This is a genomic window from Actinoplanes auranticolor, assembly GCF_018332655.1.
GTDB lineage: Bacteria > Actinomycetota > Actinomycetes > Mycobacteriales > Micromonosporaceae > Actinoplanes > Actinoplanes auranticolor.
Genome location: NZ_BOQL01000080.1, coordinates 41,109 through 63,934 on the forward strand (window position 1 = coordinate 41,109; position 22,826 = coordinate 63,934).

At 72.6% G+C, this 22,826-nt stretch carries 22 protein-coding genes and 1 pseudogene; 10 read left to right on the forward strand and 13 right to left on the reverse strand.

Annotation, left to right across the window (positions count from 1 at the left end):
* Positions 1 to 17 precede the first annotated feature (17 nt).
* The 3 genes from Aau02nite_RS41925 to Aau02nite_RS41935 are packed head-to-tail and all read left to right on the forward strand — an operon-like array spanning position 18 to position 1,983.
* A complete protein-coding gene (locus Aau02nite_RS41925) occupies positions 18 to 539 on the forward strand; it encodes a hypothetical protein (RefSeq protein ID WP_212994247.1) in 522 nt (173 codons plus the stop codon).
* A 20-nt stretch (positions 540 to 559) separates the two neighbouring features.
* Positions 560 to 1,783, forward strand: coding sequence for an exodeoxyribonuclease VII large subunit (gene xseA / locus Aau02nite_RS41930; protein WP_212994248.1), 1,224 nt, complete (start codon positions 560 to 562; stop codon positions 1,781 to 1,783).
* Positions 1,780 to 1,983 (forward strand): exodeoxyribonuclease VII small subunit, encoded by a 204-nt coding sequence (locus tag Aau02nite_RS41935; protein WP_212994249.1) that lies wholly within the window; start codon positions 1,780 to 1,782, stop codon positions 1,981 to 1,983. Before xseA ends, Aau02nite_RS41935 begins: the two co-directional genes overlap by 4 nt.
* A gap of 9 nt (positions 1,984 to 1,992) precedes the next feature.
* Here Aau02nite_RS41935 and Aau02nite_RS41940 read toward each other — a convergent pair whose 3' ends face one another.
* Entirely contained in the window at positions 1,993 to 2,565 is a 573-nt protein-coding gene (locus Aau02nite_RS41940; RefSeq protein WP_246595847.1) for a DUF4245 domain-containing protein, read from the reverse strand.
* A 95-nt stretch (positions 2,566 to 2,660) separates the two neighbouring features.
* On the opposite strand from Aau02nite_RS41940, the gene glpX reads away from it, so the two are divergent.
* Positions 2,661 to 3,686, forward strand: coding sequence for a class II fructose-bisphosphatase (gene glpX, locus Aau02nite_RS41945; protein ID WP_212994251.1), 1,026 nt, complete (start codon positions 2,661 to 2,663; stop codon positions 3,684 to 3,686).
* Positions 3,687 to 3,751: 65 nt separating this feature from the next.
* Entirely contained in the window at positions 3,752 to 4,654 is a 903-nt protein-coding gene (locus Aau02nite_RS41950; protein WP_212994312.1) for a DMT family transporter, read from the forward strand.
* A gap of 48 nt (positions 4,655 to 4,702) precedes the next feature.
* Here Aau02nite_RS41950 and Aau02nite_RS41955 read toward each other — a convergent pair whose 3' ends face one another.
* The 4 genes from Aau02nite_RS41955 to phoH2 form a co-directional block, all read right to left on the reverse strand.
* Complete coding sequence (locus Aau02nite_RS41955; protein ID WP_212994252.1) at positions 4,703 to 5,368, reverse strand: rhomboid family intramembrane serine protease; 666 nt, start codon at positions 5,366 to 5,368, stop codon at positions 4,703 to 4,705.
* 60 nt (positions 5,369 to 5,428) lie between these two features.
* Positions 5,429 to 6,220 (reverse strand): S1 family serine peptidase, encoded by a 792-nt coding sequence (locus tag Aau02nite_RS41960; protein ID WP_246595848.1) that lies wholly within the window; start codon positions 6,218 to 6,220, stop codon positions 5,429 to 5,431.
* A 75-nt stretch (positions 6,221 to 6,295) separates the two neighbouring features.
* Entirely contained in the window at positions 6,296 to 7,012 is a 717-nt protein-coding gene (locus Aau02nite_RS41965; RefSeq protein ID WP_212994253.1) for an aggregation-promoting factor C-terminal-like domain-containing protein, read from the reverse strand.
* 385 nt (positions 7,013 to 7,397) lie between these two features.
* Positions 7,398 to 8,810 carry an RNA 5'-3' helicase PhoH2 gene (phoH2, locus tag Aau02nite_RS41970; protein WP_212994254.1) on the reverse strand — a complete coding sequence of 471 codons (1,413 nt, stop codon included), beginning with the start codon at positions 8,808 to 8,810 and terminating at the stop codon, positions 7,398 to 7,400.
* A 259-nt stretch (positions 8,811 to 9,069) separates the two neighbouring features.
* On the opposite strand from phoH2, the gene otsB reads away from it, so the two are divergent.
* The gene (gene otsB, locus Aau02nite_RS41975) at positions 9,070 to 9,912 is read left to right on the forward strand and encodes a trehalose-phosphatase (RefSeq protein ID WP_212994255.1); all 843 of its coding nucleotides are present in this window, start codon (positions 9,070 to 9,072) and stop codon (positions 9,910 to 9,912) included.
* Positions 9,913 to 9,974: 62 nt separating this feature from the next.
* Here the strand turns inward: otsB and Aau02nite_RS41980 are convergent, their stop codons facing one another.
* Entirely contained in the window at positions 9,975 to 10,850 is an 876-nt protein-coding gene (locus Aau02nite_RS41980; RefSeq protein ID WP_212994256.1) for a LysR family transcriptional regulator, read from the reverse strand.
* A 302-nt stretch (positions 10,851 to 11,152) separates the two neighbouring features.
* Here Aau02nite_RS41980 and Aau02nite_RS47070 point away from each other — a divergent pair.
* Positions 11,153 to 11,719: pseudogene (locus tag Aau02nite_RS47070) on the forward strand (EamA family transporter); the annotation flags it as partial.
* Between the two features lie 16 nt (positions 11,720 to 11,735).
* Here the strand turns inward: Aau02nite_RS47070 and Aau02nite_RS41990 are convergent.
* The 4 genes from Aau02nite_RS41990 to Aau02nite_RS42005 form a co-directional block, all read right to left on the reverse strand.
* A complete protein-coding gene (locus Aau02nite_RS41990; protein ID WP_212994257.1) occupies positions 11,736 to 12,506 on the reverse strand; it encodes an isoprenyl transferase in 771 nt (256 codons plus the stop codon).
* Positions 12,507 to 12,537: 31 nt separating this feature from the next.
* Positions 12,538 to 13,665 (reverse strand): NAD(P)/FAD-dependent oxidoreductase, encoded by a 1,128-nt coding sequence (locus Aau02nite_RS41995; RefSeq protein ID WP_212994258.1) that lies wholly within the window; start codon positions 13,663 to 13,665, stop codon positions 12,538 to 12,540.
* A 205-nt stretch (positions 13,666 to 13,870) separates the two neighbouring features.
* The gene (locus Aau02nite_RS42000; protein ID WP_246595849.1) at positions 13,871 to 14,698 is read right to left on the reverse strand and encodes a hypothetical protein; all 828 of its coding nucleotides are present in this window, start codon (positions 14,696 to 14,698) and stop codon (positions 13,871 to 13,873) included.
* Between the two features lie 133 nt (positions 14,699 to 14,831).
* Positions 14,832 to 16,673, reverse strand: a complete 1,842-nt coding sequence (locus Aau02nite_RS42005; RefSeq protein ID WP_212994259.1) for a phosphoenolpyruvate carboxykinase (GTP) — start codon at positions 16,671 to 16,673, stop codon at positions 14,832 to 14,834.
* 308 nt (positions 16,674 to 16,981) lie between these two features.
* Between Aau02nite_RS42005 and Aau02nite_RS42010 the strand changes: the two genes are divergently transcribed.
* The 3 genes from Aau02nite_RS42010 to Aau02nite_RS42020 all read left to right on the forward strand — a co-directional run bounded on the left by Aau02nite_RS42010 (position 16,982) and on the right by Aau02nite_RS42020 (position 18,985).
* Positions 16,982 to 17,776: a sigma-70 family RNA polymerase sigma factor gene (locus tag Aau02nite_RS42010; protein WP_212994260.1), complete on the forward strand. Its 795-nt coding sequence runs from the start codon at positions 16,982 to 16,984 to the stop codon at positions 17,774 to 17,776.
* 23 nt (positions 17,777 to 17,799) lie between these two features.
* The gene (locus Aau02nite_RS42015; protein ID WP_246595850.1) at positions 17,800 to 18,360 is read left to right on the forward strand and encodes a GtrA family protein; all 561 of its coding nucleotides are present in this window, start codon (positions 17,800 to 17,802) and stop codon (positions 18,358 to 18,360) included.
* 61 nt (positions 18,361 to 18,421) lie between these two features.
* Positions 18,422 to 18,985 (forward strand): GtrA family protein, encoded by a 564-nt coding sequence (locus tag Aau02nite_RS42020; RefSeq protein ID WP_212994262.1) that lies wholly within the window; start codon positions 18,422 to 18,424, stop codon positions 18,983 to 18,985.
* A 3-nt stretch (positions 18,986 to 18,988) separates the two neighbouring features.
* Here the strand turns inward: Aau02nite_RS42020 and Aau02nite_RS42025 are convergent, their stop codons facing one another.
* Genes Aau02nite_RS42025 through Aau02nite_RS42035 form a run of 3 tightly spaced genes read right to left on the reverse strand, consistent with a single transcriptional unit; the run spans position 18,989 to position 22,385 of the window.
* Entirely contained in the window at positions 18,989 to 19,540 is a 552-nt protein-coding gene (locus tag Aau02nite_RS42025) for a PH domain-containing protein (protein WP_212994263.1), read from the reverse strand.
* Between the two features lie 4 nt (positions 19,541 to 19,544).
* Positions 19,545 to 20,408 carry a biotin--[acetyl-CoA-carboxylase] ligase gene (locus Aau02nite_RS42030; protein ID WP_212994264.1) on the reverse strand — a complete coding sequence of 288 codons (864 nt, stop codon included), beginning with the start codon at positions 20,406 to 20,408 and terminating at the stop codon, positions 19,545 to 19,547.
* A 24-nt stretch (positions 20,409 to 20,432) separates the two neighbouring features.
* A complete protein-coding gene (locus tag Aau02nite_RS42035) occupies positions 20,433 to 22,385 on the reverse strand; it encodes a hypothetical protein (protein ID WP_212994265.1) in 1,953 nt (650 codons plus the stop codon).
* Positions 22,386 to 22,826 lie beyond the last annotated feature (441 nt).

Sequence of the window (22,826 nt, forward strand, 5' to 3'; positions counted from 1 at the left end):
GGCGCGATACTCGGGCGATGAGCGCCGTGGGCAACGCCGGTGCGTCCCCCGGCCGGCCGGTCGCGCGGGACGAGGCGCCCGGACGGTGGAGCTCGTTCGGCGGTGGCCTGCGGCTGCTGGCCGGCTGGTTCAGCGTGGCCATCGCGATCCTGAACCTGCTCGTCGACCTGGACCACGCCCCCGATCGGGCGTACCTGCTCTTCCACGCCATGCTGCTGGCCGGCGGGTCACTGCTGATCTCGCTGAGCTGGAGCGCCGCCGGAGCCGGGCCGGTCAGCTGCGCGGCCGGCGCGGCCCTGCTGGCCGGCGGGATGCTGTTCAGCGCGCTGCCGGTCATCGACGCGGTGTGCTGCATGACCACCTACCCGGTACGCCACGGTTACCCGTTCACCTTCCTGGCCCGCAACGACGGCGGCAGCTGGCACGTCGACCACTGGCACCTGCTCGCCGATCTGCTCTTCTGGGCGTACGCGGGCCTGGTCCTGCTGGTCCTGAGCGCGCTGGCGCGCCGCGCCACCCGGGCCCGCGCGCCCGGGTGAACCGCCCGTAGGCTGGCCCGGTGAGTCAGCCCGAGCAGCCCGCGAAGTCGAGCGCCGAGGAGCCCTGGCCGGTCCGGGTGGTCAGCCAGAAGATCGGCGCCTGGGTCGCCAAGCTGGGCTGGGTGTGGGTCGACGGCCAGGTCGCGCAGATCAGCCGCCGCCCCGGCGCCAGCGTGGTGTTCCTGACCCTGCGGGACCCGTCGGCCGACCTGAGCCTCACCGTCACCGCCCACCGCGACGTGCTCGACGCCGGTGCGCCGGAGCTCGCCGAGGGCGCCCGGGTCACCCTGCACGCCAAGCCCGAGTTCTATCCGGCCCGCGGCTCGCTGAGCCTGCGCGCCGACGAGATCCGCCAGGTCGGCCTGGGTGAGCTGCTGGCCCGGCTGGAACGGCTGAAGAAGCTGCTCGGCGCCGAGGGCCTGTTCGCCCGGGAGCGCAAGCGCCGGCTGCCGTTCCTGCCGCAGCGGGTCGGCCTGATCACCGGCCGGGCCTCGGCGGCGGAACGCGACGTGCTGATGAACACCCGCCGGCGCTGGCCGTCGGTCGACTTCCGGGTGATCAACGTGCCGGTCCAGGGGCCGACCGCGGTCCCGCAGATCATCGACGCGCTCAAGGTGCTGGACAACGACGACACGGTCGACGTGATCGTGCTGGCCCGCGGCGGTGGCAGCGTCGAGGACCTGCTGCCCTTCTCCGACGAGGCGCTGTGCCGGGCGGTGTTCGGCTGCCGGACGCCGGTGGTCAGCGCCATCGGTCACGAGACGGACGCGCCGCTGATCGACTACGTGGCCGACGTGCGCGCGTCCACCCCCACCGACGCGGCCAAGCGGATCGTGCCGGATCTGGCCGAGGAGACGGCCCTGATCGAGCAGGCCCGCCGCCGCCTCGACCGGGCGGTGATCGCGCTGGTCGACCGCGAGACCCACCGGCTGGAGTCGTGGCGGTCGCGGCCGGTGCTGGCCCGCCCGGAGGTCCTGCTGGATCAGCGCGCGAGCGAGGTCAGCGGCCTCCGGGACCGGGCCACGCGGAGCCTGGACCAGCGGTTGCGCCGCGCCGACGACGACCTGCGGCACACCCTGGCCCGGCTGCGGGCGCTGTCGCCGCGGGCGACGCTGGAACGCGGGTACGCGATCGTGCAACGGGCCGACGGCCATGTGGTCCGTGCGGCCGGCGAGGTGGGGACGGGCGACGTTCTCCGGGTACGGCTGGCCGACGGCGAGCTTCGAGCGGGAGTGCAGGAATGACGGACGAGAAACTCACCTACGAGCAGGCCCGTACCGAGCTGGCGACGGTGGTGGAACGGCTGGAGCAGGGCGGCAGCTCGCTCGAGGAGTCACTGGCGCTGTGGGAGCGCGGCGAGAAGCTGGCCGACGTCTGCCAGCGCTGGCTCGACGGCGCCCGCGAGCGGATCGAGGCCGCCCGCGCCGCCCGGACGGACAACTGAGCCGCCGGATCAGCGCAGCGACGAGGCGAAGCTCTCCAGGCTCTTCGACTCCGCCTCGCCCACCACGATGATCGTGCGGCCCTTGTCCAGCAGCAGCAACGCGTTCTCGCCCTTGCGGGCCTCGTAGCGCTGCCAGGTGCGCGCCCCGTCGCTGTAGGTGCTGACCGCCTTCGGATTCGCGCCCAGCTCGACCGGGAGCAGTTTCTCCGTCGGGACGCTGCTCTCGACGAGCAGGAGCGGGTCGTCGTCCGGGTCGACGTAGCCGAGGCGCAGGGTGGCGCCGTCGGCGTCGCGCTTGAAGGTCGCGCTCACCGTGTGCCAGTCGTCGCCCAGTCCCTGCGGCACGACCACCGGGAAGACGGCAGCGCTGCGCGCCTGCTGGATGGTGGACTCGGCGTTCTCGACACTGATCGGCTTGTCGCCGTCCAGCACGACACGGTAGAAGAGCAGCAGCAGCACGATCGGCACCAGCAGGATGCCGAGCGACAGCGCCATGTCGCGCGGGGACCGGCCACCACGCTTGCCGGCGGTCACGGGCTCGGCGGCGGCTTCGGGCGCAGGTGCTGCTTCAGGGGTGGCCACCTCTCCATTGTTAACCATGTCGCGGACACGGGACTTGGCGCATATCCGCGTGTGAGGATCTGTGCACCACACCCGCACCGTCGCGAGGAGGCCCCATGCCCGTAGCTCAGAACCCCCAGGATCTCGACCGCAACATCGCCCTCGATCTGGTCCGCGTCACCGAAGCCGCCGCGATGGCCGCCGGTCGCTGGGTCGGCCGGGGCGACAAGGAGGGCGGCGACGGCGCCGCCGTCGACGCGATGCGCAAGCTGATCAACTCGATCCAGATGCGGGGCGTCGTCGTGATCGGCGAGGGCGAGAAGGACAACGCCCCGATGCTGTTCAACGGCGAGGAGGTCGGCGACGGCACCGGGCCCGAGGTGGACGTGGCGGTCGACCCGGTCGACGGCACGACGCTGATGAGCAAGGGGATGCCGGGCGCGGTGGCCGTACTGGCCGTGGCCGAGCGGGGCGCGATGTTCGATCCCAGCGCGGTCTTCTACATGGAGAAGATCGCCGTCGGGCCGGACTGCGCCGACGTGATCGACATCAACGCGGGCGCGACCGAGAATCTGCGCCGCATCGCCAAGGCCAAGCGCTCCAGCGTCTCCGACGTGACCGTGTGCATCCTGGACCGGCCGCGGCACCGGAAGCTGGTCGAGGAGGTCCGGGCGGCCGGCGCGAACATCAAGTTCATCTCCGACGGGGACATCGCCGGTGCCATCTCGGCCGCGCGCACCGAGTCGGACGTCGACGTGCTGATGGGCATCGGCGGCACCCCCGAGGGCATCACCGCGGCCTGCGCGCTGAAGTGCCTCGGCGGCGAGATCCAGGCCAAGCTCTGGCCGCTGGACGACTCCGAGCGGGAGAAGGCCCTGGCCGGCGGGCACGACCTGGACCGGGTGCTGACCACCGACGACCTGGTCACCGGCGACAACTGCTTCTTCGTCGCCACCGGCGTGACCAGCGGCGACCTGCTCAAGGGCGTGCGCTACCGGGCCGGCGGCGCGCACACCCAGTCGATCGTGATGCGTTCCAAGAGCGGCACGATCCGGGTGATCGACTCCTACCACCGGCTGGAGAAGCTGGCGCTGTACTCGGCGGTGGACTTCGACGGGCACCTGCCGACGGTGCGCGAGTGACCCACACCTCGACTGCCCCACCCGCGGTCTCCACCGGGCGGCGGGTCGGCGGGGCGGGGTTCGCGATGGTCGCGGGGGTCGCCCTGGCCGTGCAGTCGAGGATCAACGGCGAGCTGGCCGTACGCCTGGCGGACCCGATCGGTGCCGCCACCGTCTCGTTCGGCTCCGGCCTGCTGGTGCTGGCGGTGCTCGTGCCGCTGCTGCCGGCCGGCCGGGCCGGGCTGGGCCGGCTGCGCAGCGCCCTGCGCGAGGGTCGCATCCGTCCCTGGCAGTGCGTCGGCGGCATGTGCGGCGGTTTCCTGGTCGCCACCCAGGGCCTGACCGTGCCGACGCTCGGCGTGGCCGTCTTCATCGTCGCCCTGGTCGCCGGCCAGTCGTCGAGCAGCCTGCTGGTGGACCGGGCGGGCGCCGGGCCGGCCGGGCCGCAGCCGGTGACCGCTGCCCGGCTGGCCGGGGCGGTGCTGACCATCTGCGCGGTGCTGCTGGCGGTCGGCGACCGGATCGGGCATCCCAGCGCCCTGGCGCTGGCCGTGCTGCCGCTGGCGGCGGGCCTGGGCATCGCCTGGCAGCAGGCCGTGAACGGCCACGTCCGGGCCGTCTCCGGCAGCGCGCTGGTCGCGGGCCTGGTCAACTTCGTCATGGGTACGGCGGTGCTGCTCATCGCCTTCGCGGTGTCGCTGGCCGTGCGGGGGTTTCCCGCGCCCCTGCCCGAGGGTCCGTGGTGGCTCTACGCCGGCGGGACGATCGGCATCGTCTTCATCGCGCTCGGCGCGGCGGTGGTGCGCTACACGGGCGTGCTGCTGCTCGGGCTGGGCATGATCGCGGGCCAGGTGACCGGCGCGCTGCTGGTGGACGAGCTCGTGCCGGCCGACGCCGGGCGGCCGGGGTGGAACACGGTTCTCGGCGCGGCCCTGACCCTGGTCGCGGTGGCCGTGGCGGTCCTCCCGATCCGGCGCAAACGAGCCTGACCCACACCCGGCCTGCCGCGGCTGCCCGGCGTCGCCCGGCTGCCCGGCTCAGATGTCGGTGAGGGTCGTGGTGCCCGGGTCGTAGAGCGCCGGGGCCGGCCGCGGCCGGCGACGGCGGAAGATGATCGCCGCGACCACGCCGCCGAGCAGTCCGAGCAGGTGTCCCTGCCAGGAGATCGGCTGGTCGGTCGGGAGCACGTTGTAGAGCTGGTACCAGTAGAGCAGCCCGATGAACGCGGCCACGCCGAGGTTCCACCAGCTGCGCTCCACGAAGCCGCGGGTGACCAGCAGGCCCAGGTAGCCGAAGACCACGCCGCTGGCGCCGACCACGACGCTGCTCGGGTCTCCGATTATCCACACGCCGAAGCCGCTGACCAGCACGATCACCAGGGTCGACCAGAGGAAGCGGCGGGTGCCGCCGGCCAGGGCGAACGTGCCGACCAGGATCAGCGGGATGCTGTTGCCGTAGAGGTGGTCCCAGCCGGCGTGCAGGAACGGGCTGAAGATGACGCCGTCCAGGCCGTCGATGCGGTGCGGGATGATGCCGCCCGCCACGTCGAGCCGGCCGGCGCCGAGGCCGACGTCGATCGCCTCGATCAGGAACAGCACCGGGATGACCGCGCACATTGCCACGAAGGCACGGCCGATGGAGGCGAAGAACGCCTCCGTGCCGAATCGCGCCGCCTGATCCTCGCGCTCGCCGGGGTAACTCATCCCCCGATGGTTGCCGATGAGTGCCAGCGACGCCAACTCGGTGTGGCGGATCGGACGCGCTCAGCTCAGCTTGCGGGTCGCTGCGCGGATGTCGGCGTGGAATTTGGACACCTGCGTGTAGACGCCCGGGTAGCCGCGCCGGGCGCAGCCGAGGCCGAAGCTGACGATGCCGACCTGCACCCAGCGGCGGTCGGCGGTCTGGCGCACCATCGGGCCGCCGGAGTCGCCCTGACAGGTGTCGGCGCCCTGGCCGGCAGCGCAGAGCGCCTCGTCCTGGACCAGCTCCACGCCCACTTTGCGGTACGCCTTGGCGCACTGCTTGTCGCCGATCGGGGTGACGATGGCGTAGCGCAGCTTGTGCTGCTGGCGCATCGACGCCTCGCTGGTCTGGCCCCAGCCCAGAATGGTCATCGGTCCGCTCTCGTCGACCCTGCCGCGGCCCAGCTCCAGCACCGGGAGATCGAGCTTGCGATCGAGCTTGACCAGCGCCCAGTCGTCACCCCGGGTCTCGTCCTGGAAGCCACCGGCCCGCACGACCGCGACCGAGCGCGCGTTGATCGCGGCGCCGGACTTGAGGTCGGTGGTGCCGGCGATCACACCGATGGTGTCGTCCTTGCCGGAGCCGGTGACGCAGTGACCGGCGGTGAGCACGACCCCGGGTGCGGTGAGCACTCCGCCGCAGCCCATCGAGAGCCGCACCATCCAGGGGAACCGGCCGGCCGGCGCCAGGTCCCCGCCGACGACCTCGCGGACCGGCTCGGTGTGGTCAGCGGCGCGGGCCGCCGTCTGGTTGCCCGACAGCACGAGGGCGAGCAACCCGACCACGAACCCCGACATGACTTTCCCGACCATCTGGACATTTGATCACGGCCGGTGACGGCAAAAGGGGTACGCGCCGAAGCGCGTACCCCTTTTGTCACGCTGGGATCAGTACCAGCCCGTGTTCTGCGAGTGCGACCACGCGTTGCACGGGGTGTTGTAGCGGCCCTTGATGTAGCCGAGGCCCCACTTGATCTGGGTGGCCGGGTTGCTCTTCCAGTCCGAGCCCTCCGACGCCATCTTCGAGCCCGGCAGGGACTGCGGGATGCCGTACGCGCCCGAGCTGGGGTTGGCGGCCTTGTGGTTCCAGCCGCTCTCCTTCTTCCACAGCTTGTCCAGGCACGGGAACTGGTCGATCTTGAAGCCCGCGTTGAGCATCAGGGCGCAGCCGGTGGCCCGGTTGCCGCTGTACTCGTCGCACGAGGCCGGGATGTCGCCGGTGTAGGGCACCGTGGCGCCGGAGCCGGACGACGAGGACTCGGCCTTCTTGGCCTCCTCCGCCTTCTTCTCGGCAACCTTCTTCTCGATCAGCTTCTTCTCGGCGGTGCGGGCCTTGACGGCTGCCGCCTTGGCCTCGGCGGCCGCCTTGGTGGCCGCCTCGTCCTCGGCCTTCCGCTGGTAGGCGCGCGCCGCCGCGTGCCGGCTGTGCCGCTCCTTCAGGAGCTGCATCTCGGCCACGTCCACCTGGGCGACGACGTTGACCTGCGGGGCGCCCTGCGCCTGGACTTCCTGGTCCTTGCCGAGGTAGACCCCGCCGATCACGCCTGCGACGAGCAGGCCCACCGAGGCCACACGGATTCCGACCCGGCTCCAGAGCCGATTCACGAAGTATCCCTTCGTCGGGGGCAATGACGCGGCGGAATTCACCGGGACGAATCCCGGCGACATCTCCCGCCGCGAGCATCGTCGACCCCTTCAGGCCGCGCGACCGGGCGACTTCCGCCGGTCACGGTGACCCACCAAGTCGATCTCCGACCGGCCGGGCCACGCGAGTGATGCTCGCCAGCCACCATGGCGCACGGTGAAGTGGATGTGAAATGGCGACGCCCACCTGTGAAATGAATCACAGGGCGTTTAGGCGTTAATCCGGGCAAAGGGTCGCCATTCCGCGCCTTTTCCAGGTAGCCAGTTCCTCACTTTATGTAGTTGACCTCCTTCGCAGCGTGAGGCGGGGACCCCCCGGATCCCCGCCTCGACCGACTGCGGAGCGTTACTGCGGAATGTCCTCCAGCAGATCGGTGACGACCTCTGCGATCGGCGAGCGCTCGGACCTCGTGAGGGTGACATGGGCGAAGATGGGATGACCCTTCAGCGCCTCGATCACCGCCGTCACGCCGTCGTGCCGGCCCACCCGGAGGTTGTCCCGCTGGGCGACGTCGTGGGTCAGGACCACCCGCGAGCCCTGCCCGATCCGGGACAGGACGGTGAGCAGCACGTTGCGCTCCAGCGACTGGGCCTCGTCCACGATCACGAACGAGTCGTGCAGGCTGCGGCCGCGGATGTGGGTCAGCGGCAGGACCTCGAGCAGGCCGCGGGCCATGACCTCCTCCATGACGTTGGCGTGCACCACCGCCCCGAGGGTGTCGAAGACCGCCTGCGCCCAGGGCGACATCTTCTCCGACTCGCTGCCGGGCAGATAGCCGAGCTCCTGGCCGCCCACGGCGTACAGCGGGCGGAAGACGACGACCTTCTTGTGGCGGTTGCGCTCCATCGTCGCCTCAAGGCCCGCGCACAGCGCCAGGGCCGACTTGCCGGTGCCGGCCCGGCCGCCCAGCGAGACGATCCCGATCGACTCGTCGAGCAGCATGTCCAGGGCGATCCGCTGCTCCGCCGAGCGGCCGCGCAGCCCGAACGCCTCCCGGTCACCGCGGACCAGCCGTACGGTCTTGTCCGGGTTGACCCGGCCCAGCGCCGAACCGCGGGCGGAATGGATCACCAGACCGGTGTGGCAGGGCAGGGCGTCCGCTTCCTCGAGTTCGAGCTCGTCACCCGCGTACAGCTGGGTGACCTGGTCCTCGGTCAGCTCCAGGTCGGCCATGCCCACCCAGGTCGGGTCGCTGGCCTGGCCGTGCCGGTACTCGTCGGCCGTCAGGCCGACGGACGCGGCCTTGACCCGCAGCGGCATGTCCTTGCTGACCAGCGTGACGTCGCGGCCGTCGGCGGCCAGCCCGAGCGCCACCGACAGGATCCGGGTGTCGTTCGAGTCGTTGCGGAAGCCCTGCGGCAGCACGCTCTGGTCGGCGTGGTTGAGCTCCACCCGCAGCGTGCCGCCCGCGTCGTTGCAGAGCACCGGCTGGTCCAGGCGGCCGAACTTGATCCGCAGCTCGTCGAGCATGCGCAGCGACTGCCGGGCGAACCAGCCGAGCTCGGGGTGGTGGCGCTTGCCCTCCAGTTCGGAGATCACCACGAGGGGGATGATCACCTCGTGGTCGGTGAACCGGCGGAACGCCGCCGGGTCGGACAGCAGGACCGAGGTGTCCAGCACGAAGACCCGCCCGGCTGGGGCGGGCTCCGCGTCGGCGTGCCGATCGCGGGACGACCTGCGTCCCGTGCCGGTACGACTGCTGGAGACGGTGGCGGCCGGGTCTTGCGAAGCCCCGGCGTCAGTACGGCGAGATGTCACAGGCCTGCTCCAGCGGGCGTGCAACCCGGTCCGCCCGCGGTCCGCCACGTCCGGCGCCCGTGCCTGGCACGGAGCCGGGATGCGGGGCCCCGTGGCGCTCTTGTCGCAGGTCCGGGCCGACCGGTTGGCCCGGGATGACCCCGTGCCATGACAAGAACGCTAGCGGTCAACTGCCACCGGCGGTAGTACCCGCGTGATCCGCCAATTCGGAGCGTCACGCCGACGTGCGACGGGCCGGCCGGCAGGTAGGCTGGGACTCGTGCCTGAGTCCGAGCCGCACCCTGAGTCCGAAACCCAGCGGGGTCGCCCCACGCACCCGCTCAGCGCCGCCGATGCCTGGCAGTTCACTGCCTCCCGGGCCGCGGAAACGACTCTCTTCTTCGACTTCGACGGCGTGCTGTCACCCGTCACGGACGATCCCGACGCCTCCCAGCCCGTGCCGTCGGTGCTGGGCGTGCTGGAGGAGCTGGCCGGCGCGGTGGGCCGGGTGGCGATCGTCTCGGCCCGGCCGGTCAGCTTCCTGCGCTCGCGCTTCGAGTCGCTGACCCACGTCGACCTGTACGGCCTGTACGGCCTCGAGGTGTGGCACGGCGGCGCGGTGGTCACCGAGCCGGCCGCACTGCCCTGGGTCCCGGCGATGGCCGAGCTGGCCGAGCGGGCCAAGGCCGAGCTGCCCGAGCAGATCCTGGTGGAATACAAGCGCCTCTCCGTCGCCCTGCACTACCGCACCGCGCCGCAGCTGGCCCAGACGGTCGAGCGCTGGGGTCACGAGCAGGCCGAGCGCGTGGGCCTGCGGATCCAGGGCGGCCGGATGGTCGTCGAGCTCAAGCCGCCGGTCGACCAGGACAAGGGCATGGTGATCGGCGAGGGCGTGCTGGACGCCCGCTGCGCCTGGTATTTCGGCGACGACATGTCCGACATCAAGGCGTTCGACGCGCTGCGCGCCCGCGAGGCGGTTGATCCCGACTTCTTCGGCATGTGCGTCGCGGTGGCCAATCCGGAGACCGGCGCGGAAGTGTCCAGCGCGGCGGACCTGACCCTGGAGTCCCCCGAGGCCGTCGCCGGCTTCCTCGCCGACGCCCTGCACGCCTTCCGCCGCTGACGCGCTCTGCCGCACTGCCACGGCCCGGCGCACTGCCACGCCCCGGCAGCGGTGTCCGACGCTCAGCTGTCGGCCTCCGGCGCTGACCAGCCGTAGGCGGCGCGGGCCAGGGCCAGCACCTCGCCGAGCTGGTCCGGCGGATCGTCGCGCCACCAGGCCAGCCGCACCGGGATCCGAGGTGCGTGGCGCAGCACCCGGTAGGCGACGCCCGGCCGCGGATACTGGTGCGCCGTCGCCTCGGCAGTGACCCCCACCGCCTGCCCAGCCGCGATCAGGGTCAGCCATTCGTCGACCGCCGGGGTCTCGCGGATCGACGTCGGCCGCGCGTCGGCCGGCCACAGCTGCAGAGTGGTCGTGCCGGTGCGGGTGTCCATCGCGACGGTGCACCGGGAGAGGTCCTCGATGCGCAGGGACCGGCGGCGGGCCAGCGAGCTGTCCGTGGCGACCGCGGCGTAGCGGGACTCGCGGCCGATCTCGGCGGTGGCGAAGCGGGGGTCTTCGAGCGGGCGGCGGATGACGGCCAGGTCCGCCGTACCGTCACTCAGGCCCGCTGTCGGGTCGTTGACCTGCACGAATACCAAAGGTACCCGGGGATGTGCCGCCGCCCAGGCCTTCTGCAGCCGGCGGGTGTGCCGGCCCAGCGCCGCCCAGGCGTAGCCGACCCGCACCTCGGTACGCGCGTCGGCGACGATCCGCTGCAGGTGGGCGATCTCCTCCAAGATGCGCCGGGCCTGGGCGACGATCCGGGTGCCGGTGGGGGTGAGGGCGACGTGCCGGGTGGTCCGTTGCAGCACGCGAGCGCCGAGGGCCTGCTCCAGTGCGGCGACCGACCGCGAGACGGCGGCCTGCGAGACCCCGAGGACCGTCGCGGCGTCGGTGAACGTGCCCGCGTCGACGACCGCGACCAGGGCCCGGAGCTGGCGCACGCGCACATCCATACGCTCAGCGTATAGATGTGGCGGACTCGTCATTTCTCTTGCCCGGCGCCGCGGCGAAGCCTGCAAGCATGAGATCTTCCCGGCTCGGCGGCCTGGCCACCATGCTCGCCAGCGCGACGAGCAACCAGGTCGGCGCGGCGGTGGGTGCGCACGCGTTCGCCACCGCCGGTCCCGCCGGGGTCGTCGCGGTACGCCAGCTCGTGGCCGCAGCGGCCCTGCTCGCAGTGGCCCGACCCGCCCTGCACCGCTTCACCTGGCCCCAGTGGTGGCCGACGCTGCTGCTGGCCGGCACGTTCGCGGTGATGAACCTGAGCCTCTACACGGCGATCGACCGGATCGGGCTCGGCCTGGCCGTCACGCTGGAGGTGCTGGGCCCGCTGACGCTGGCTCTGGCCGGCTCGCGGACCCGCTTCGACCTGGCCTGCGCGGTCGTGGCCGGCGCCGGCGTCTACGTGCTCGTGCGGCCGGGCCCGTCCAGCGACGTCGCCGGGATCGGCTGCGCGCTGCTCGCGGGCGGGTGCTGGGCCGGGTACATCCTGCTCAACCGGGTGCTGGGGGCACGCGTGCCGGGAATCCAGGCGACCGCGGCGGCGACCACGGTGTCCGCGCTGGGCTATCTGCCGGTGGCTGTGACGCTTGTCGCACAGGACCGTTTCGGTGCCACCGGGCTGGCCTACGCCGGCTGCGCGGGGTGGCTCAGCTCCCTGCCGTACGCCCTCGATCTGATCGCCCTGCGCCGGGTCCCGGCGCGCTTGTTCGCGATGTTCATGAGCGTGCACCCGGTGCTCGCCGCCCTGGCCGGGCTGGTGCTGCTCGGCCAGGCGCTGCGCCCGCACGAGTGGGCGGGCATCACGATCGTCATCGCGGTGCTGGCGGTGAGCAGCCTCAGGCGCCGTAGCGACGCTGACGGCCCGCGTACGAGCGCAGGGCCCGCAGGAAGTCCGTGCGGCGGAAGTCCGGCCAGTTCGCGTCGTGGAAGTAGAACTCCGAGTGGGCCGACTGCCACAGCAGGAATCCGGACAGCCGCTGCTCCCCGCTCGTGCGGATGACCAGGTCGGGGTCGGGCTGGCCCTTGGTGTAGAGGTGCTCGGCGATGTGCTCGACGTCGAGCATCTCGGCCAGCTCCTCCAGCGTGCGTCCGGCCGCGGAGTGCTCGTAGAGCAGGGACCGGACCGCGTCGGTGATCTCCCGGCGCCCGCCGTAGCCGACCGCGAGATTGACCTCGACACCCTCGACGCGGTCCCGGGTGCGCTCCTGCGCGGCCTTCAGCACGGTCGCGGTCGGGGCGGGCAGCACGTCCAGCGCGCCGACGATACGCAGCCGCCACGGGTTGCCGTCCTCGGCCAGCTCGGTCGCCAGGTCCTCGATGATCTTGACCAGCGGGTCCAGCTCCGCGGCCGGCCGCTGCAGGTTGTCGGTGGCCAGCAGGTAGAGCGTCACGTGCTTGATCCCGGCCTGGTCACACCAGCCGAGCAGCTCCTTGATCCGCACCGCGCCGACCCGGTGCCCGTCGTTCGGGTCGACGTAGCCCATCTCGCGGGCCCAGCGACGATTGCCGTCGCACATCACCCCGACATGCTGCGGCACCGGCCGGCCGGCGAGCTTGCCGGCGAGCCGTCGTTCGTACAGTGAATAGACCAGCGACCGCAGACTCATCCCGGCAAGCCTATCGAGCGCGCGCCCCGGCTCAAGAGGCCGCGTCACGCTTGGGCAGCATCGCGGCCCCGATGCGCCCGATCGTGCGAAGGTCGAAAACCCCGTCACCCAGGCCCAGGTCCACCATCCGGTGGAAAACCGCACCATCTCGGCGGGCGGCCCGGACCGCGGCGTCGACCACCGAGGGCCGCCGGGTCAGCAGCGCGGCGAAGCCCGAGTGCCGCAGATGCCGGCCGAGCCGGGCGCCGAAGGCCGCGGCGTAGCGCTCGGCGGCCCGCTGCGGACCAGCGGCGGCGGCCGCACCGGCCAGCGAGCCGGAGAGCACGGCGTAGAAGATGCCCTCGCCGGTGAACGGATTGATCAGCGACAGCGCGTCGCCGGCCAGCAGCACCGGGCCGCGTCCCGGTGGCGGCCGGTGGGTGGACAACGGCAGGTGGTGGGCCCGCAGGCCGGTCGGCGGGCCGCCGGGCAGCAGCTCCGCCAGCCGGTCGAGGAGGTACGCCTTCGTCAGCGGCGTCCCCCGCAACGTCTCGCCGTAGCCGACGTTGGCGCTGCCGTCCCCGATCGGGAAGGACCAGGCGTACGCGGGCCAGCGCGCGCTCGTGGTCCGGATGAGCTGCTCGGTGCCGACCGCGGGGGCGTAACCGCGGATCGCGATGGCCAGGTGCCCGTCCGGGTTGACCGGGTGGCCGAGCGCCCGCCGTACCACCGAACCGGCACCGTCGGCCCCGACCACCACCCGGGCCCGGATCCGGTCGTCGAGGATGACGCCGTCCCGGTCGGGCCGGATGCTGCGCACGGCGTGCCGGCGCAGCTCGGCACCCTGCGCGACGGCCGCCCGCACCAGCCGTTCGTCGAACACCTTGCGCGGCACGGTGTAGGCCGGGCGCGGCAGCGGCCGGGCGACCTCGCCGCCACCGGGTGCGACCAGGCGCAGTCGTTCCACCGCCGGATAGCCGTCGGTCACGCCGCTGACGCCGAGCCGGGTCAGCACGTCCACGGCGTCGGCCGCGATGCCGTCACCGCACGGTTTGTCCCGGGGGAAGTCGGCTTTGTCGAGCAGCAGCACCGACGCGCCGGCCCGGCACGCGGCCAGCGCCGCGGCGGCCCCGGCGGGCCCGGCACCGACCACCGCGACATCGACGCGCTCGAGGCTCATCCGCCCGGGCCAGTCCGGGCCGCGCCACCGCGGGCGCTCGCGCCACTCGTGCCGCTCACCCGCGGTGCGGCCCGGACGATCATGCGCTCCTGCCACTCACCCGCGGAAATGGGCCGGGCGGTCATGCGCTCGTGCCCCTCGCCCGCGGATCCGGGGCGGGCGGTCATGCGCTCGTGCCCCTCGCCCGCGGATCCGGGGCGGGCGGTCATGCCGGTGCCGCGGCAGCGGCGGATTCAGTGGCGGCGGCCGTGCGGCCGGCTCGCCACACCGCGTAGCAGGCCAGCCCCGCAGCGGCGACCAGCGGCGCGCCGTCGCGGATCAGCCCGTCCGCGCCGAGCAGCAGGTAGCAGAGCGGCAGGTCGATCACGAGCACGCCCAGGCTGACCCAGACCATCAGCTGCCGGGCCCAGGCCTTGCCGCGCTGCAGGAAGAACGTGGTGAGCAGCACCGCATAGCTGGCGCCGATGCCGACGAATATCCAGAAGACCACGGCCAGGATGTACTCCGGCTTACGGCCCAGCTCGCCGACCGAGACCACCGCCGGCACCAGGATCAGCGGGCTGTAGGTGAACGCGGCGACCCGCGCGGTGATCACCCAGGCCGCCACCGGTGGGCGGCGCGGCGCGGACTCGCGCCACTCCAGGCCCTTGCGGGTGGCGACCAGCTTGGCCGGATACCGGACCAGGTGGCCGCGCACGGTGGGGTGCCGGTAGAGCAGCACGACGACGGTGAGGCAGAGCGTGGCCAGCGCGCCGAAACCGACCAGGCCGGCCAGCGGCGGCACGCCGTCGCGCGGCACGATCAGGCGGCCGACGGCGAAGATGGTGGTGACGGCCAGGATGAGCCCCAGCGGCCGGGAGACCGCGCGGCTGCGCCGCACGTGCCAGATCAGGATCAACCAGCCGAGGGTACGCAGCAGCGCCCAGCCGGTGCGGACCGCGAGCCCGAAACCCTGCTCGGGCGCGTACCAGAAATTGAGCAGCTCGACCCCGGCGGTGGCCGCCGCCGTCGCGACCAGCAGCCAGGTCAGCACGCGGACCGCGGGCGGCCGGATGTCAGGGATGGCCTTAAGTCCGTTCAAGGGTGGCGGCGGGGTGGTCGGATGGGGTCACGAGTTGGAAGTACCCAGGCCGCGCCCGCCTCACTCCCGAGGCGGGCGCGGTGCGTCACGTCAGATTCTGCTTGGGTTCTCCGCCGCGGTCGGGCTCAGCGTTCAAGCGGGACTTCAAGGCATCCAGTTCGGACCAGAGCACGGCGGGGAGCTTGTCGCCGAACTTGGCGAACCACTCCTCCACCTGCGGGATCTCGGCCAGCCACTCGTCGGTGTCGACGCGCAGCACGGCCTCCAGGTCGGCCCGGCTGATGTCCAGGCCGCTGACGTCGAGGCCGTCCGGCGTCGGCACGTGCCCGATCGGGGTCTCCACCGCCTGGCCGGTGCCGTCCAGGCGCTCGACGATCCACTTGAGCACCCGGGAGTTCTCCCCGAAGCCGGGCCAGAGAAAGCCGCCGTCGGCGTCGCGGCGGAACCAGTTGACGTAGAAGATCTTCGGCAGCTTCTCGGCATCGCCGGAGGCGGCCTTGCCCATCTCGATCCAGTGGTTGAAGTAGTCACCGGCGTGGTAGCCGATGAACGGCAGCATCGCCATCGGGTCCCGGCGCACCACGCCGACCTGGCCGACCGCGGCCGCGGTGGTCTCCGACGACAGCGTCGCGCCGAAGTAGACGCCGTGCACCCAGTCGCGGGCCTCGGTGACCAGCGGGACCGTCGTCTTGCGCCGGCCGCCGAACAGGATCGCGTCGATCGGTACGCCGCGCGGGTCGTCGTACTCCGGGGCGAGGATCGGGCACTGGTTGATGGGCGTGCAGAAGCGGCTGTTCGGGTGGCTGGACGGCGTGCCGGACTCCGGTGTCCAGTCGTTGCCCTTCCAGTCGATCAGGTGCGCGGGCGGCTCGCCCATGCCCTCCCACCAGATGTCGCCGTCGTCGGTACGGGCCACGTTGGTGAAGACGGAGTTGCCCCGGGCCAGGGTGCGCATCGCGTTCGGGTTGGTGTGCTCGTCGGTGCCCGGCGCGACGCCGAACAGGCCGTACTCGGGGTTCGTGGCCCAGAGCCGGCCGTCGGAACCGAAGCGCATCCACGCGATGTCGTCGCCGACGGTCTCGACCTTCCAGCCCGGCAGCGTCGGCTCGAGCATGGCCAGGTTGGTCTTGCCGCAGGCCGAGGGGAAGGCCCCGGCGATGTAGCGGACCTGCCCGGCGGGCGAGGTGAGCTTCATGATCAGCATGTGCTCGGCCAGCCAGCCCTCGTCGCGGGCCGCCACGCTGGCGATCCGCAGCGCGAAACACTTCTTGCCGAGCAGCGAGTTGCCGCCGTAGCCGGAGCCGAACGACCAGATCTCCCGGGTCTCCGGGAAGTGCGAGATGTACTTGGTCTCGTTGCAGGGCCACGGCACGTCGGCCTCACCCTCGGCCAGCGGCTTGCCCACCGAGTGCAGCGCCGGGACGAAGTCCGCGTCGTCGCCCATGGCCTCGAGCACCGCGGCGCCCATCCGGGTCATGATCCGCATGGACGTGACCACGTACGCGCTGTCGGTGATCTCGACGCCGAACATCGGGTTGGGCGAGTCGAGCGGGCCCATGCAGAACGGGACGACGTACATCGTGCGCCCACGCATGCAGCCGCGGTACAGCTGGGTCATCGTCGCTTTCATCTCGGCGGGCGCGGTCCAGTTGTTGGTCGGACCGGCGTCGGCCGGGTCCACCGAGCAGATGAACGTGCGCTCCTCGACCCGCGCGACATCCCCGGGATCGGTACGGGCCCAGAACGAGTTCGGCCGCTTGCCGGGGTCGAGGCGGACGAGCGAGCCGGCGTCGACGAGCGCGTCGGTGAGCCGGTCCCATTCGGTGTCCGAGCCGTCGCACCAGACGACGCGGTCCGGCGTGGTCAGGGCGGCAACCTCGTCCACCCAGGTCAGGAGCTTGGTGTGAGCAGTCGGGGGCACGGTCATGGTGATTCCCTTCGGTCGGCACTGACCTGTGACGAAGCAGGCCGGAGGACCGGCCGCTGTCACGGGAGTCACATCAGCCTAAGCCGAGCGAACGTTCAGTTCATCGGTGGATCCTGTGGACAACCGCACAAACTTCGGCCACGGTGCGCGATCACGACCGATTCTTCGCCGCTTGATGCACAACCGAGCATGCCGCCGCCGGGCCGTCACTCCCCGCCCTCCCCTCACCGCTTTCACAAAACGGACGAAACGTCCTAAGCTTGCCGCAACTCGGGCTTTCCTCCCACTCCCGGCTACAGGAGGCAGGAATGACGATCCCGGCCGGCGGCTGCGACGCCGACACAGACCTGCTGGCCGCCGTCCGCGCGGGCGACACCGCCGCGTACGGCGTCCTGTACCAGCGCCACCGGGCCGCGGCCCGGGCGCTGGCGTACGGCCTCGTGCACGACCCCGCCGACGCCGACGACCTGGTCGCCGAGACGTTCGCGAAGGTGTTCGCGAGCCTGCGGGCCGGACGGGGGCCGCTGGTGGCGTTCCGCGCCTACCTGCACACGACCCTGCGGCACGTCTGCTACCACCGGGCCCGGCGCGACCGGCGGCTGGAGTTCACCGACGACCTGACCCGCTACGACGAGGGCGAGCCGTTCCTGGACCCCGCCCTCGACCGGCTGGAACGCACCTATGCGGCCCGGGCCTTCGAGGCGCTGCCGGACCGCTGGCGGGACGTGCTGTGGCGTACGGAAGTCGAGGGCGCCAGCCCGGCCGAGGTGGCCCCGCAGCTCGGCCTCACCCCGAACGCCGTCGCCGTGCTCGCCCACCGGGCCCGCGAGGGCCTGCGCCGGCTCTACCTGCAGCAGCACGTGGCCGAGGCCGATCCGCCCGAGTGCCGGTGGACCGGCGACCGCCTCGGCGGGCACGTCCGCGGCCGGATCGCCCCGCGGGTCGCCGTCCGCCTGGAGGCCCACCTGGCCTATTGCGCGGGCTGCCGGGGCCGGCACGCCGAGATCACCGAGATCAACCAGCGGGGTCACCGTCCGTACAAGCAGCGGGACCACGCTGCGGTGGAAGGGTTAAGAGTCGCTCACGAAAACGGCGGACAGTGACACGCGCCGGTACTCTCGGGTCCGTGCCTGCCGCATTCCTGCCCGCACTGCGGGCACGCTTCGGGGCACTCGTGCGCGAGCTGAGCAAGTTCGGCACGGTCGGCGGCATCGCCTTCGCGATCGACTTCGCCATCTTCAACGTGCTGCTGCACCAGGGCTTCGAGTCGCTGCTGGCCAAGACCATCTCCACCGTGCTGGCCACCACCGTGGCCTTCGCCGGCAACCGGTACTGGACCTGGCGGCACCGCGAGCACACCAACATGGCCCGCCAGTACACGGTGTTCTTCCTGCTCAACGCGGTCGGCCTGGGCATCGGGCTGACCTGCCTGGCGATCAGCCACTACGGCCTGGGCGCGATCTGGCCCGAGTTCCAGACCCCGCTGGCGGACAACATCTCCGGCCAGTTCGTGGGCACCGCCATGGGCACACTGTTCCGCTTCTGGTCGTACCGCCGCTTCGTGTTCGGCGACACCGTGGTCCCGGATCCGACGCCCGCGCCGCCGGTGACGGCACCCACCCGGGAGCCCGCCGCCACGCCGCCGTCCGCGCCGCCGCCCGCCCCGCGCGCTGTCCCGCGAATGTGACGTCGGAGTCACCGCTCGTCCGGCTCCGCTGTCCTCGCCCTTTCCCCCGTAAGGTTGGCCAATGCCTTCAGCTCGCCCGCTGGCGGAACGCCTGCGCAATCTCGCCCCCGAGGCGCTCGCGTTCGGCGCGATCGGTGCCGCCAACACGCTGCTCTACATGGCGATCACCTGGGCTCTGCTGCCCATCGGGGCGGTCAAGGCGAGCGTCGTCGCCACGATCGTCACCACCACCCTGGCGTACGTGGCGAACAGGTACTGGACCTACCGCAAGCACACCCGCAGCGCCCTGCGCCGGGAGTACACCCTGTTCTTCGGCTTCAACCTGGTCGGCATGATCATCCAGTCCGGCGCGGTGACCATCGGCAAGTACGGCTTCGGCCTCACCGAGGAGCACGACGAGATCCTGTTCATGGGGGTCACCCTGCTCGGCATCGCGGTCGCCACGGTCTTCCGCTTCTGGGCGTACCGGACCTTCGTCTTCCTCAAGCCGCCCGTCGACGGTCACGAGGCCGTGGTGACCGAGCTGGACGTGGTGGCCGGCCTCGCCGAGCTCAGCGCCGAGGCCGACGGCAGCCTCGACGAGGAGCTGGCCAAGGAGATCGACGCCCAGCGGCGAGCCGTCTGAGGCTCACCGCCGCCGGGCCCGTCCCCGCACGGGCTCCGGCTCCTCGTCGTCCTCGTCGTCGCCGCGCAGCTCCCGGTCCGTCTCGATGAGCTGGTAGAGCAGCGTCTGCACCTGCTGCACGTGCGGCACCGCGACGAGCACCGCGCTCTGGTCGCCGATCGAGTCGATCCGCAACGTCCCGCTGCCCAGCACCCGGTCCAGCAGCGACTGGCTCATCACGTGATCGTTCACCCTGTTCAACGGGAGATCACGGCGCTCGCGGGCGATCACCCCGTCCTGCAGCAGGATCCGCTCGTCGGTGAAGACGTAGTGGGTGCCGCGCCAGACCAGCAGCGGCCACACCCCGCGGGTCAGCGCCAGGAACAGGGCCACGGCACCGACCAGGCAGACCCCGATCAGGCCACCGGTCGTCGGCGGCAACATGATCCAGACCCCGAGCACGGCGGCCAGGGCCACCAGCAGGACCAGGACCGGGCGTACGGCCGCCCGAGCGTGCGGATGCAGATGGAGGACAACCTCTTCCTCGTCGGTCAGCACCTCGTCCGGGAAAGCCACGGGCTCAGCGTACGTGCAGGACGTCCCCCGCCGAGACGCGCCGCTCGCCGTCAGCCGTACGGACCACGAGCTGCCCGTCACCGTCCACCGTGGTCGCCGTACCGGTGAACTCACTTCTGTTGGGCAGCAGCACCCGCACGTCCCGCCCGATCGTCGAACAGTCCCGCTGGTACGCCGCCAGCAGCCCGCACATCTCGGCGTCGCCATCGGCTTCGCGCCAGCCGGCGTACCACCGGGCCACGCCGCGCAGCAGCGCCCGCAGCAGCGGATCGCGGTCGGTGGCCTTGGCCCCGGCGATGCGCAGCGAGGTGGCCGGCAGCCCGGTGGTCTCGGGCAGCTCGTCGGCCCGGGTGGTGACGTTGAGGCCGATGCCGACCACGACCGCGTCGCCGGACACCTCGGCCAGGATGCCGGCCGCCTTGGACTCCCCGGACCCGCCGGTGAGCAGCAGATCGTTGGGCCACTTCAGCGCGGCGTCGACCTCGGCCAGGCGCTGCACCGTCTCCCGCAGAGCCACCCCGGCCAGCAGCGGCAGCCACCCCCAGGCCCGCTGCGGCGCCGGAGCCCAGCCCCGCTCGGCGTCGGCGATCCCCGGCCGCAGCAGAAAACTCAGCGTCAGCCCGGCCCGCGGCGGCGAAACCCACTGCCGGTCACGCCGACCCCGCCCGGCGACCTGCCGCTCGGCCACCACGACGAGCCCCTCGGCAGCGCCGGCCTGACCGGCGGCCGCGGCATCGGCATTGGTGGACCCGGTCTCAGCCCGGATCTCCAGCCGCTGCCAGAACCCGCCGGGCACGATCAGCGCCCGCTGCAGGGCCCGCTCCCCCAGCGGCGGCCGGTCGAGATCCGTGTAGGGCGAGGAAGCCATCAACCCACCCTAGACCCGGCCTGATCAGCTCGGTTCGGCCGCGTGCCGGCTCACGTAGACGGTGCTGCGCGGCTCGGGCTGACCGTTGCCCGGGCGCGGCCGCGGCCGGGGCCGGGCCCGCGGCTGATCGGGGCGGGCGGGCTCCATCGGCGGCAGGGCCTGGGTGGCGTCGGCACCGGGCCCCGCGGCCGGAGCGGCACCGCGCCGGCGCCGCACCATGACAGCGGGGCGGCGCTGCCGGCGGGCGTCGGACGCCTCCTCGGGAGACCAGGTGAGATCCGGCATGGCGGCCTCGGGCAGATCCGGAACGGTCCAGATCGGGCCTTCGAGGCTCTCGGCGTAGGGGCCGCTCTGGCCGGTGGCCGGGCCCCGCCGGGCCGGTACGCGACTCGCGGCGTTCCCGCCGGCCGGCTGGGCACTGGAGTTCCGGGGTCGCTGGGGCGGATCGGTGTGGGGGGCCGGGGGTGGCCAGGCGCCCGGGGCCGGGCGGTTCGCTCGGCGGTCGCGGGCGTCGTTCAGGTGCCCGGCTTCCTGGGGACCGGTGTCTCGGCGGGTCCGGCCGGTTCGCCGGTCCGCCGGGTGGGCCGGGGGGGTCGCGGCCAGGCGGCGGGCTGCTTGAGCACCCGAGGTGTGGCCCGGTTGTGCGGTCTCGTCGTCGGCGTAGGGGTTGGGAGCGAGCGTGAGGCCGTCGTTGCCGAGGAATACGCGGTCGTCGGGGGCGGGCGTCGGTTCGTCGAAGCGCCGGCGGCCGGTGGGTACCTCTTCCGCCGGGTAGACGTCTTCCGCCGGGTAGGCCGCTCTGCTCTCGTCGGGATGTCCGGCTGCGTGGCCACCTTCGGTCGGATAGGCGGCTTCCGGCGGGTGGCCGCCTGCGGTGACATCTCCCGCCGCGGCGAGAACCCCGGCCGGATCAGCGGCAAGGCGGTCCGGCGCTGCGTCCTCGATCGGCAGGTTCGTCGCCGGCCGCAGGACCACCGGCTTGTCGCGGTCCACGGCGGTGCGGAAGGCCGGCCCGGTCTCACCGCCGCGGTGGGACCACGAGCGGGGCAGCTCGATCCGGTCGTCCGGGCGCGCCGGTGGCCATTGCGGCACGGGCCTGGTCGGCTCCGCCTCGATCTCCGCCGGTACGTCGAACCCGGACGACGGCGGGTAGGGCGGCACCTCGGGGAGCCGTTCCACCGGGGTCGGCCAGCCGTACTCGGTCTCGTAGGAGCCCTCCGGCACGGGCGTCCAGTACTCACCGGCTACCGCTTCGGGCTCGTCCGGATACTCGGGGCGGATCCACCCCTCCACCCGGTCGCCGTACCGCGGGTCGGCGCTTTCCGCCCAGCCGGTCCCGGCCGCCACCTCGGTGACGGGGACAAAGCCGGTCTCGTCGGCGTCGTCCAGGGACGCATCGGCGAAGAGCCCGGAGAACGTACCGGTGCCGTCGGCGCCTTCCACCGCGTCGAAGGGTCCGGAAAGGTCCCCGTCGTGGCCGGCGCTCAAGCCCAGCAGTCCTTCGTCGGGCAGGCCCAGACCCGGCAGATCCAGCGCGCGGGACTGTTCGGGCTCCTCGGCGGTGTCGGCGGCCCGGTCGAGGTCCTGGTCGATGTCCAGCTCGGGGTCACCGCCCTGGTCCGCGGGCTCGCCCGGATCGTCGGTCCCGGCGTCACTCCCGGCCCGGCCCAGGGACGCCAGCCGCACGTCGGTGGGGACCGCGCCGCCCGGCGCCGGAGTTCCGGGTACGCCGGCCTCCTCCGCAGCCACGAGCCGGCGGAACACGGACCGGCCCCGGCGGTCCGCGCGGTCGGGAGCCGGCACCGCATCGAACCGGGACACCTGGTCACTGTCCGGCGCGAGGACGTCCTCCACCGGGTCCGGCTCCGGCGTACCCGAGGTGGGCCAGAAGCGCCGCGAACCCGGCCCCGCCTCGTCCTCCCCGAGCCTGGGCGGGCCCGAGGTGGTGTGCCCGTCACTGTTCCGCGGGCCGCGCACGAGGTTTCCGCTGCGCGCGCCCGACGCAGGTCGATCCGGGTCGGCAGGGCCCCGGGCATCGGCGACACCGGGCTCGGCGCTCACCGAACCGGCCCGGCCACGACGACCGCGGCGAGGCGCCGGAAGCACCGGATCGGGTCCCGCCCCGGCCTCGCCGGACCGGTCCCCGCTCACGGACTGCCCGGGCACGGATCGATCCCTGCCCGCGGTCCGCCCGGAAACGGACCGGTCGGAAGGATCCACGAACTGACCAGAAATCGCTCTGCCGCGCGGGTCGACGGACCGCCCAGCTGAGGCCCGGCCGGGATGGACTCCGGACTCCCCGGCAACGGCTGTACCGGAAGGGTCAGCGGACTGGCCGGCAACGGCCGCGCCGGAACCGTCCCCCGCCCGCCCGCCGGCAGCCTTGCGGGTCCTGGCACGCGTCGCCTTCTTGGCCGG